The sequence below is a fragment of the Pedobacter sp. ASV28 genome (genome assembly GCF_016428855.1).
GTDB lineage: Bacteria > Bacteroidota > Bacteroidia > Sphingobacteriales > Sphingobacteriaceae > Pedobacter.
In genome coordinates this window covers 1-10,017 of the sequence record NZ_JAELTN010000104.1, presented here as the reverse complement: position 1 = coordinate 10,017, position 10,017 = coordinate 1, and the positions used below count along the sequence as shown (strand labels likewise).

At 39.9% G+C, this 10,017-nt stretch carries 10 protein-coding genes; 3 read left to right on the top strand and 7 right to left on the bottom strand.

The features are described from left to right. Nucleotides 1-39 precede the first annotated feature (39 nt). The 4 genes from JHD79_RS21920 to JHD79_RS21905 are packed head-to-tail and all read right to left on the bottom strand — an operon-like array spanning nt 40 to nt 5,417. Nucleotides 40-747, bottom strand: coding sequence for a LytTR family DNA-binding domain-containing protein (locus tag JHD79_RS21920; protein ID WP_199121500.1), 708 nt, complete (start codon nt 745-747; stop codon nt 40-42). Beyond that, complete coding sequence (locus JHD79_RS21915) at nt 744-1,784, bottom strand: sensor histidine kinase (RefSeq protein WP_199121499.1); 1,041 nt, start codon at nt 1,782-1,784, stop codon at nt 744-746. Before JHD79_RS21915 ends, JHD79_RS21920 begins: the two co-directional genes overlap by 4 nt. Nucleotide 1,785: 1 nt before the next feature. Further along, nucleotides 1,786-2,601, bottom strand: coding sequence for a DUF4249 family protein (locus JHD79_RS21910; RefSeq protein ID WP_199121498.1), 816 nt, complete (start codon nt 2,599-2,601; stop codon nt 1,786-1,788). Further along, nucleotides 2,592-5,417: a TonB-dependent receptor gene (locus tag JHD79_RS21905; RefSeq protein ID WP_199121497.1), complete on the bottom strand. Its 2,826-nt coding sequence runs from the start codon at nt 5,415-5,417 to the stop codon at nt 2,592-2,594. Before JHD79_RS21905 ends, JHD79_RS21910 begins: the two co-directional genes overlap by 10 nt. Before the next feature lie 314 nt (nt 5,418-5,731). On the opposite strand from JHD79_RS21905, the gene JHD79_RS21900 reads away from it, so the two are divergent. Both JHD79_RS21900 and JHD79_RS21895 read left to right on the top strand, forming a co-directional pair. After that, nucleotides 5,732-6,157, top strand: a complete 426-nt coding sequence (locus JHD79_RS21900; protein WP_199121496.1) for a GNAT family N-acetyltransferase — start codon at nt 5,732-5,734, stop codon at nt 6,155-6,157. After that, on the top strand, nt 6,157-7,245 hold the full coding sequence (locus tag JHD79_RS21895; RefSeq protein ID WP_199121495.1) for a hypothetical protein: 1,089 nt from the start codon (nt 6,157-6,159) through the stop codon (nt 7,243-7,245). The genes JHD79_RS21900 and JHD79_RS21895 overlap by 1 nt, the downstream gene beginning before the upstream one ends. A gap of 95 nt (nt 7,246-7,340) precedes the next feature. Here the strand turns inward: JHD79_RS21895 and JHD79_RS21890 are convergent, their stop codons facing one another. Continuing rightward, nucleotides 7,341-7,961 carry a chloramphenicol acetyltransferase gene (locus tag JHD79_RS21890; protein ID WP_199121494.1) on the bottom strand — a complete coding sequence of 207 codons (621 nt, stop codon included), beginning with the start codon at nt 7,959-7,961 and terminating at the stop codon, nt 7,341-7,343. 278 nt (nt 7,962-8,239) lie between these two features. Then, complete coding sequence (locus JHD79_RS21885) at nt 8,240-8,926, bottom strand: HAD family hydrolase (RefSeq protein WP_199121493.1); 687 nt, start codon at nt 8,924-8,926, stop codon at nt 8,240-8,242. 76 nt (nt 8,927-9,002) lie between these two features. Here JHD79_RS21885 and JHD79_RS21880 point away from each other — a divergent pair, with 76 nt between their 5' ends. Then, a complete protein-coding gene (locus JHD79_RS21880; protein ID WP_199121492.1) occupies nt 9,003-9,563 on the top strand; it encodes a Crp/Fnr family transcriptional regulator in 561 nt (186 codons plus the stop codon). A 184-nt stretch (nt 9,564-9,747) separates the two neighbouring features. Here JHD79_RS21880 and JHD79_RS21875 read toward each other — a convergent pair. Then, nucleotides 9,748-10,017: thermonuclease family protein (locus JHD79_RS21875; protein ID WP_199121491.1), on the bottom strand; the 270-nt coding region annotated here is incomplete at its 5' end.

Here is a 10,017-nt window from a genome sequence, read left to right as displayed (position 1 = left end):
AACAAAAAGCGCTGCAATGATCATCGCAGCGCTTTTTGTTTAAAGATTTTTGTTGCCGATATGTGTTTGTAGTAGCGGTCTATAGCCAATACCAATTGGTATTTCTTCCCCGGCAATAATCAACTGCGTTTTTTGGATGGATTCGATCTTGTCCAATGCCACTATGTATGATTTGTGGACACGTAAAAATTTATCCTGGCCCAGCCTTTCTTCGAGGCCTTTCAAACCAAGCCTGGTAACCACTGGTTTCCCTCCCTTGAGGTGAAAACGTACATAGTCCTTCAGGCCCTCAATGAAATTGATGTCTTGTATTCTTACTTTAACTAATGCGTAATTGGCATTTACAAATACATAATCGTCTTCTATGGCTTGCGGCTGTAACAGCTGTTGCTTTGCCAAGTACTGTTCATGTGCTTTATTGGTGGCCTTCAATAACCTGCCAAAGGGAACTGGTTTGACCAGATAGTCCAATACATCGAGGTTAAAGCCATCAAGCGCATATTCCTGATAAGCGGTGATTAATATAACCATGGGTGGGTTTTTGATAGACTTTAACAAATCCAATCCGCTTAATCCGGGCATATTGATGTCCAGAAAGAGAAGGTCTATCTTATTTTTTTCGAGTAACTCCAATACCAAGAATGGATTTCGACAAGAGGCAACAATATTAAGGTAGGGAATTTGTTTGATATTGTCTTCCAGTAGCTCTAAAGCTGGTTTTTCGTCGTCAACTAAAATACAGTTCATAAGTTAATTTGAAGCATGGCGATAAACGTATTTTTTTTCTTTTCGATGTGCAGCAGATGTTTTTTGTGATAGAGCAGTTCTAATCTTCTTTTTACATTGTTCAGGCCAATTCCGCTGTCCTTTGCTATCAGGGTTTTTAATGGGGTAATGGTATTGGTCACCATCATGTTCACTATATTTTTCTTTTCATCAATGATAATGGAGATGTCTATGATTGGATGTTCAATATTACCTATGCCATGCTTAAACGCATTTTCAATGAATGGGATCAGGAGCATAGGTTCTATATTATAATTGGCAAATGGACCCAAAAGCTGCAATTTAAGTTCTACATCGTCTTTGTACCTGATCAATTGCAGGTCGATATAATTTTTAATGTAGGTAATCTCGTCCGCAAGATTGATGATTTTTCCATTGTTGCTATATAGCATATACCTCATCAGCTGGGAAAGGTTAATGAGGGAAATTTCCAGCAATTCAGATTTTTTTCGGGCCATAGATACCATGGTATTCAGTGTATTAAATATGAAATGTGGCTCTATCTGCGAGGAAAGAAAGGCCAGTTCAGTCTTGAGCTGAATATTCTCTAACTCTTTGATCAGCTTTTCCCTTTTTACCTTTTCCATATATTGCCGATAGCAGAAACCTACCACTATGACCAAGGCAAAGGGCAAAATGGGCATCATGATATTGGGCTTTGGCGGCCTAAAGCTATTTTTTTCTTGACCTCTAAAATTATCGAACGAGCGATTAAATAATATATAGCTTAGGGAAAGATGTATAATGAGGCAAAAGACAATGAGCCCCAGATATTTAATAATACCATATTTCTTATCCCTTAATGGATAGATGAAATAATGGTGTAAATAGAAAATGATAATGAGTAAGATGTTGCTGACCAATATATTTTGGATACGTAGTTGCCTGGATGCGGGCGACATGTGCTCGAAATTAGAAAATAAAGGAAGGCTTAATACCATCATCCAGAAAAATAATGGTATTAAGGCATAAAGAATATGGAGTGTTCTTCCCCTCATTTTATTGGTAAACGTTGATGTGCAAGGTGTCGGCTGTTAGGCCGGTAAAAATACCTAAACCATTTACAACATTCGTATATGGATTTGTTAAATTTAGTGAACGTGTACCTGGACTTTTAAGGGCTTCATTGTATTCTTTATTGATATGGAACAATAAGACATTATGGCTCCCCAAATAAGTGAAGTTCTCTTGCGAAGTATAATAATTGGCCACCAGTCCAACCAGAACTTCCATATTTGGATTGGACCTTGGCCTTCTTGAATCAATTCTCGTGGGATCTGTTTCTATATTTTGAAAAGAAAGCATATAATAGTTCTCTAAATTGGTATTGGTCCAGCTGAAGTGGATGGGTACAAAGGGGCTGGGGGTAGAACCTATACTGAATGTTGGAATTTTCTGTTCGGTACTTGACACCTTAAAATTTAAAGGTTTGCTCGGAATGCTTGTACTTGCCGTAATCTGTTTGTTCAGGTACATAAAGCTTAAGGTATAGTGGCCATTTTCCTTGATAAATGTATGGTCTGTATATTGGTAGGTGCCGCTATCTATTTCTGTTAGGTTAACGCTGTTGGTACCATTGGAAATTGCAAGGTGCAGATCGGTAATGGGATAACCATAGGATAGGGTATCTTCCAGATACTTCTGGTAATACACCTTAATACGTATAGGCTGACCCGGTATGAGATAGCCTTCCACTACGGGTAGGCCGTAATTAGCTATCGTTGTGTCTTTCTTACAGGAAAGAATGCAAAGGAAAGCAATAATCAAGCTATAGCTAATGTAGCTATGGCGATGGGATAGTAGTTTTATTTCCATTTTAAGCTTAGGGTAATGTTTGGGGTAAGACCTAAATAATTGACATTGGAGGTAATCACCTGATTGTTTACAATAGTATATTGTTGATACCATACATTCCCTCGATTGTAGGCATTGAATACCGAAAAGCCAATGCTGCCCACCTTTCGGCTATCTATTTTAAGGAGATCGTAAGTGGCAGAAAGGTCAAGTCGGTGATAGGAGGGAAGCCTAAGGGCATTTTTATTGCTAATGGTAAGATAGGTATGGCTATTGCCACTATAATCATTTATGGTATAGCTGCTAAGTGGTGCGGTATAGGGCTTGCCTGTTGCAAAAATCCAAGTGGCCGCAAATGACCAGCGGCCATAGTGGTAAAGGTTTACAGATTTGAATTCATGTCTGGTATCATGACTGGCCGCAAATTCGCCACCATAAGCTTCGAAATTGTTTATAGCCTTTGCTAGGGTATAACTGATCCAACCCGTGTATTTACCCCTGGTTTTTTGTACGAGGAACTCTATGCCTTTGGTGTAACCATTACCGGTATAAAAATGTTCTTCCAGCGTAATTCCCGTTCTCCTGTTCCCCGTTTGTCTTTGGGAATATTCGGCTAAATTGCTCAATGTTTTATAATAGCTTTCCACGTCAAATAAAAAATTGTCGGTTTCATAGCTCATGCCTAGTATATAATGGTTGGCCGAACTTACAGGGATGGCGCTTCCATTGGCCAATACCCAAAAATCTCTGCTGCCTGATAAGATATCCTCCCTAATTACCCGATTGGTGAACTGATAAAATTTTCCTGTAGATGCTTTTAGGGTGAGTTGATCGGTTAGGGTATAAGACCCTGACAGTCGGGGTTCGAAATACAGCTTCCCCGTTTCGCTGTAAAAGGAGCTGCGAATGCCTGGTTTTATCTGCAGTTTATCGTTCGGATTGAGCTCAATTTCGGCATAGGCACCTCCAATTCCAGCTTTGGTATGTTGATCAATTAACTTGCTTGTATCACTTTCGCTAAAGTCGTAATTCACATCCTGGTAGGAGCCAAAAACGCCAAACAGTACCTTCGCTTTATCCTTTAACTGCCATTCCCAGTCAGATTTTAAACTCAGATCGCTCAGTTTATTTTTTTCGAAGGTGCCATTTCTTACCTCACTTTCATTGCCTGCCGTGTCCACAAGCGTTAACAGGTTGCTGTTATCCCTGTCACTGTGGTAGGTAGAGAAACTTAACAAGGTATTGGAGTAGATTTTGGGATTCCACTTTCTCGACCACTTGAAACTAGAGCCCAGATTGCCATAAGTGGTCTTATCGGTATTGGTAATTTCACCACCATTGCTTGTTATAAAAGATGGAACAGTAATGGTTTTGCTGTTGTCCAGATTGTCATTACCTTGGTATAAACTCCACGAAAACCTGTTTTTTTCATCTGGAGCATAGGTGTATTTGGCATTGAGGTCGTAAAAGGCCGATGCGGGGGTAGATACATTTTGCTCAAAGCCGCCCGGACCACCTCCTCCTCCAGGCCTATTGCCCATGCCTGGGGCTCCGTTTCCCAAGGAAATGGTACTGGTGTTGAACTTGTTGAAGATCTTGTTGTATAGAGGTCCTTCGTAAGATCTCCGGTAGGCAAGTAATAGGGTAGATTTGTTGTTTATGGGTTTTTCATAATAGAGGTTGGCACTCAACAAGCTGATGTCTCCCCCAAAATTTGCGGTATTGTTGTTTCCTTCCTTGCCCACAATATCGGTTACGCTTGATAAACGTCCCCCAAATTTTGAAGAAAATCCTCCCTTGTACATGGTCACATCTTTCACACTGTTACTATTGAAGGCACTGAAAAAACCATAGAGGTGATCAACCTGGTAAACAGTAAAGCCATCAAACAAGACCAGGTTTTGATCGGGAGTACCACCCCTAACATAAGCACCAGAAGAAGATTCGTTGCTCCCGCTAATGCCGGGCATTAATTGAAAGGACCTAAGGATATCTCTTTCGCCCACATTGGGCAGCTCATCTAACTTTGAAGGACTAATTTGCAGTATGCTGACCTTGCGTTTGTCCATGTTCATCAGTGATTCACCTTTTTTGCCTTTAACCACCACTTCGTTTAAAGATTTTACGGCCGTGAACAGACCGATGAGGAGGGGCTTTTTGATGTTTTCGGTATTGAGATAATAGGTCTCTTGTAGGTAGCCCACATAGTTGATAATGATTCTGCAAGTATCTGAAGGTACATTGAAGAGGGTGAAATAACCATCGGAATTGGTTTGTGTAGTGAGGTTGTGGTCTTCTATCTTAACTAAGGCCGAAGGAAGGGACTCGCCACTTACCTGATCAATAATCCTTCCACTGATGGTAAATGGTACGGTCTTTTTTACCGCATTACTTTCTGAAGGGGATGGAGCAATGGCCACAAAAATAACTTTGTTATCTTTTTGTGAAGTTACCTTCGATACTTTTGGGGCATAAGCGATGTTGGGATGAAGATCGTGCATCATTTTCTTAAGCCTGGGCAGATCTTCGGTTGATCTGATGAGGTAAATGGCCTGTTCTGATTCGACCCAGTAATGAAGATTGTTTGCCTTGCAAATAGAAGCCAATATGTTTTTTACCGGTTCTTCATGATATTGGTCGGTTACCTGCAGCGGAGCGATCATCTCCATGTCATAAATGAACCTGATATTGCTTTTCCTCGCAAGCGTATCTAGCATATCTGTTAGTGGTAAAGTATAAAATCCACTAATTACAGCAGTTGTTTTGAGCAAACGTTGTGCTCTCACTTGATGATATAAAGCGAAAACTGCTAAGATTATCAATAAAATCCGTCTCATAGGAAGCGAATTTTACAAATAGTCATGTTAACAAATGTTAATTGCGACAAATGATAAATATTTAGCTATGAATAGCAGGTTTTTATAGAAAAATATATTGATTTGGTTGTTGGTATAATGTTCAATAGCAAATGAGAATAAAAAAGTATTGACATCGGGCTTTTTGGATAGGGTGTGGAGGAATAACATAAAAAGTATGTAAATTACAGGGGATTAATTATTCTTCTGTTTTGGCAGGGAGTGGAGAAACAAAATGGATGATTAGATCGTTTTTGTAATGCTTCGACAAAGTTTACCGATTAAAAGTATATCAGATGGAAACGTTAAAAGTAATTAAGGCATCAACTAAAGAGGAACTGGAAAAGGTCTTCGCCATTCGTAAATTTGTATTTGTTGATGAGCAGCATTGTCCCCCTGAATTAGAGTGGGCAAATGAAGAAGAATCGGTACATTTTTTAGCCTTATTGGATCATCAACCCTGTGGTGCTTGTAGATGGCGTAAAACAGCGGATGGCTATAAGCTGGAACGCTTTGCCGTATTGAAAGATTTCAGGGGAAAAGGGGTAGGAAGGGCTTTGATTGCAACCACATTGGACGATCTGCCAAATGATGCCCATTATATTTACCTTAATGCGCAGCTCGATGCAGTGAGTTTATATGCAAAGTTTGGTTTTGTGGCCGAAGGAGAGCACTTTGAAGAGGCGGGTATACAGCATGTTAAAATGGTTAAAAAAGTATAGTGTCGGGTCAAATGCTAAAGGCTACCACACAGATAGTTGACCTTCTAGGTGATAAAGGAAATGAACGATATTTGCCCTTGCTTTTAACATTAGTTGCGCAATTGGGTAAGGTCGCTGATAGTCGGGTGCTCTTAAAACTATTCCTGAAAAAAAATGATCCACGTTTGCTAGAGGCGATCATGGCTAGTGGAGATGCAACCATTGCCGAAGAGCTTTATCATGTTGTGATCGCAAATGATCAGCTTAAGAATCCCTATGGGCCAGAAGTACTAACCGCTTTGGCTTATTTAGAACATCCGGCTACTCAAAAAATATTACTGAACAATTATCAAGGGTTATTTTCCGACCATAGAAACTGGGATTTGCATACAGCAGTTTGCCTAGGGTTGTTGAATTATGAGCTGACCGAAGAAAAAGAACTGCTAAGGGCCGAAATAGGCAAATGTTTGGAAACCCATTTGTTTCCTGATCTCCTTCCGGTTTTGTTCGAAAAAATAGGCGAGGAGGCGTGGAGCAGAAAGATTTTGGCGCATGCCAACGACCGGGTTTCTACCTCCTGTATATCGGGAATTATATTGGGAACTGCCATGGGAGGACAAAAAAATAGGTCACTTTTTAAAGAATTAATTTTTAATCCCCTTTGGGAAGCAGGCGATAGTAGTGTAGGTAATGCCTATTTTACGTTGATGGGCATGCATGCCTTGAACATTGGTATGGTCGAATTGTTTCATGATCTTGTTGTCTTGGTTCGGTTGAAAACCAAAGGATTGGCCTATCGGTTTAACCTGCTTTATGATTTATTGAAGGCTAAGCTCAATGAACCCATGGTTTATCCTGTGAGGATCATCAATAAGGTAAAAGAGCCTATAGCTGAACTTTATCGACTATTTTTCGAATGGAAAGATGATCCCAACAAAGACGAAACGATAATAGGTTTAATAGGAGATATCGCAAAATTTGATGCTGATTTTGCCCATCAGGAAGATCGCCTTTTGGAAAAATGGCATGAACTGAGAGGACTTTACGAACTTAAGGCAGAAACAGAAACACTCATGGATTATATAATTGCCATGAATGAATCTCATTAAATGGAATGCTGGTATTTCTGTGCTTTTAGCTACGTTAACTAGTCTAAATCAATTCCTTGTTTGATTTGCGGAAGGTGGAAATGTCGAGCCTTTTGTTATGCGTTCATCAACTCTTGAAACTGCGCTACAAATAAACCAACATGGTAACCATCGGCTAAACCATGGTGTATATGTATGGAAACTGGCATATTTTTAATTCCTTCTTTTTCCGTTAATTTCCCAAAAGAGATTTTAGGTGCACTATCTGGAAAGGTAAAGCTGCGGGCATGTGATAATGCGGTGAAATCTATCCATGGTATGGCAGAAAAGTGTATTTCATTTGCACCAGGTTGTGATGGCGTTAGGCCTTCTGTAGCTTGTACTTCTTGTATGGCTTTTTGAGCATCTGCAATAAAAACGTTCTCATCGTTGTTGTAGTCGAAGTAACCAAATCCAAAAGTGCCATCTGGCCTGTTTATGGTGGTAGAAACATTGATTTGCTCGTGAAGAACTACCTCGCCATCTAAAATTCTATAGCGAAATGCTTCAATATCGTTAGCAGCTTTTAAAGCTCTGTATAGGTAGTGCAGGAAAAAAGATTTACTTGCTGCCTTGGCATCTGCATAGGCTTTGGTACAGTCGATATTCACTACTACGCCAAAGAATGGTTCGTCAAACTGACTAAAAAATTTGAAGTGGTCTCTTCTTTTCCACGTTTCTATGTTGATTTTTTTCATATCTTTTTTTGTTTAGCCACAGGTGGCTAGGGTTTTATTTATGGATTGCTTCGCAAAGCTCGCAATGACGGAAGTGTGATCGTCTTTGCGAGGAAGAATGACGAAGCAATCTTTTGGGCCACAGATGCACAGATGAATATTGAACACCCCGCTCGTTAGATACCTCTTTAGAAGAGGGGAATTGAATAGTCCTCATTTCCTCCGTGGGAGGATGGTTGGAGACTGGAGTATTTAGATCGCTTATCATTCTTTTCTATCTGTGCATCTGTGGCAAATTACTATAACAATGGAATCACCTGATCAATGCTTTCCACACGGATGAAATTTCGATGTACAATTTCCTCTTCATGTACTTCGTGGATCCAAGTGGTGTGGTAAGGCACTTCCACCGCAAAGGCATTGATGGCCAAAACAGGCAAAATATCCGATTTCCGAGAGTTGCCCACCATCAAAAAGTTTTCAGGTTTGCAGTCCAAATGCTGAATAAGTTTACGATAATTGGCTGGCTGTTTATCGCTCATAATTTCAATGTGGTGAAAGTATTTTGCCAAACCAGATTTTTCCAATTTTCTTTCCTGGTCCAATAAATCACCTTTGGTTGCCATTACTAATCTGTATTTTCCGTATAGGTGCTGCAGGGTCTCTTCGATACCGTCTAATAGGATGATAGGTTTGTTCAAAAGTTCGTGCCCAATTTCGAATATTTTTGAGATCAGTGCGGTATCCACTTTGTCGCCGCTAAGTTTCGCCAGTGTTTCTATCATGCCCAGCATAAAGCCTTTAATGCCATAACCGTACAATTTTAGGTTTTTCATTTCAATTTCGAACAACTGTTTAATGACCTCATCCGATGTAAGATGGGGAAGCAGTTGGGTAAACTCTATTTCCGCTTCTCTAAAATAGGGCTCATTTTCCCAAAGGGTGTCATCGGCATCGAAAGCAATGGTTTTGATTTGGTTTTTCATCGGTTATCTTTGTTAATATTACAAAGGTGAAAGAAATATCTGCACAAGAAAAGGACAAATGTCCGAACTTTGACATATGTTGAGAACAAATACCGAATTTTTGTCCTATATCGATAAGCTTTATCAAAGCAATGAGCTTGAGGTGAGCCTGTACCATTTTGAAAAGGGCAAATTATTGTTCCATCAAGGTGAACCTTGCCATCGAGTGCTGGTGATTAAGGAAGGGATTGTGAAATGCTTTTTTAATGAGGAAAATGGCAAGGATTATATTGTAGAGTTTTTGGGGAGGGGCGAGATCCTTGGCGAGATTGAGGCCATCAGGCAAATGGATGGTCTTTGCAATGTAGCGGCACTTACGGAAATAAAGGTTTATGTTCTGGCTGTACCGTTCTTTAGGGCACTGCTGACCAAAGACCTGACCTTAAATAAATTGCTGCTAGAAGAGTTGGCCGAACGTATAGTCAATACCAGTAGCAGGGCTTCCTTTCAGCAATTGTATACGGTAGAACACGGACTGGCCAAACTTTTGGAACTTCAAGAAAAACAGGGCATAGCGATTACCAAAGATGATATGGCCGCTTATTTGGGCATTACATTGCGTAGTTTGAATAGGGCTTTAAAAGATTTTTCTATCTAACAAGTTCAACATCAATATCGGTTTAACGTCATTTATAGCGGGTATTCGAGATAAGAAGGAGAAATAGATTTGATTAGGCATTTGGCGGGTAGCTAAATGCTGCTAGATATTTTTGTTGGTGTTGGCGTCCCCGCCAACACTTTATTTAAACCTTGTGCCAAATTGTAAACTCTTTTTTAAATCATTAATACCTATGTTTCCGCCAGAGCCAAGGGGCAATAGGATTTTTATCCTGCCAAAGACCTACTTTGTTTTTCCGTGCAATAAGTTCTAACCTAGCATAGGTTTCATTTGTAGAATACCGTTTAAAATGCCAAGCCATACCTTGTTTAACCATTTCCTGATTAACCACTTGCTTTTTTATATTGACCACCACACAGGCAGTAGCTACGGGCTTAAGTGAAAAGGCAAATCTTGGGACGAGTAATACTTTTACGGGGAACCAAATAATAAC

Coding starts and splice junctions, on each gene's coding strand:
- JHD79_RS21915 (WP_199121499.1), bottom strand. CDS start 1,784: ATGAGGGGAAGAACACTCCATATTCTTTATGCCTTAATACCATTATTT.
- JHD79_RS21905 (WP_199121497.1), bottom strand. CDS start 5,417: ATGAGACGGATTTTATTGATAATCTTAGCAGTTTTCGCTTTATATCAT.
- JHD79_RS21910 (WP_199121498.1), bottom strand. CDS start 2,601: ATGGAAATAAAACTACTATCCCATCGCCATAGCTACATTAGCTATAGC.
- JHD79_RS21900 (WP_199121496.1), top strand. CDS start 5,732: ATGGAAACGTTAAAAGTAATTAAGGCATCAACTAAAGAGGAACTGGAA.
- JHD79_RS21885 (WP_199121493.1), bottom strand. CDS start 8,926: ATGAAAAACCAAATCAAAACCATTGCTTTCGATGCCGATGACACCCTT.
- JHD79_RS21920 (WP_199121500.1), bottom strand. CDS start 747: ATGAACTGTATTTTAGTTGACGACGAAAAACCAGCTTTAGAGCTACTG.
- JHD79_RS21890 (WP_199121494.1), bottom strand. CDS start 7,961: ATGAAAAAAATCAACATAGAAACGTGGAAAAGAAGAGACCACTTCAAA.
- JHD79_RS21880 (WP_199121492.1), top strand. CDS start 9,003: ATGTTGAGAACAAATACCGAATTTTTGTCCTATATCGATAAGCTTTAT.